This window comes from Citrobacter sp. EC_71, assembly GCF_019584005.1.
Classification (GTDB): Bacteria; Pseudomonadota; Gammaproteobacteria; order Enterobacterales; family Enterobacteriaceae; genus Citrobacter; species Citrobacter werkmanii.
In genome coordinates this window covers 1-398 of record NZ_VDAY01000079.1, presented here as the reverse complement: position 1 = coordinate 398, position 398 = coordinate 1, and the positions used below count along the sequence as shown (strand labels likewise).

Annotated in this window: 1 pseudogene; it reads left to right on the top strand. The window is 37.9% G+C overall.

From position 1 onward, the window contains the following. Nucleotides 1-312 precede the first annotated feature (312 nt). Nucleotides 313-398, top strand: a pseudogene (locus FHD02_RS24080) (heme-binding protein); the annotation flags it as partial.

Genomic DNA, 398 nt, shown 5'->3' with positions numbered 1-398 from the left:
CAGCAATGGCCGAACTCTAAATGAGCACAGCAATAAAAAAATAAAATTAATTTCGTTCCAATTTGGCACGTAATAAAAATTCATCGTTCCATATTGAAACGGTTCTCAGGAATATTCGTAGCGAATTGTGACGAAGTTAAATGATCATTATCAATAAACACTAATACACAAAATTAAATTAATACTTTTTAAATTTTCACCCTATTGACTTAATAACGCGCGGCGAGAAAATAAAGCCAAACCCAATGATAAAAAATAGCTGTATCGCGATATTTTCGTGACATCAGCCCTACAACATTTTCAGGAGAGACTGTGAATAAGAGCCAACCAATCGCCACCATTACGCTGGCGGCGGCGAAAAAAATGGCGCAGGCCGTCGAGGCTAAAGCGCTTGAGAT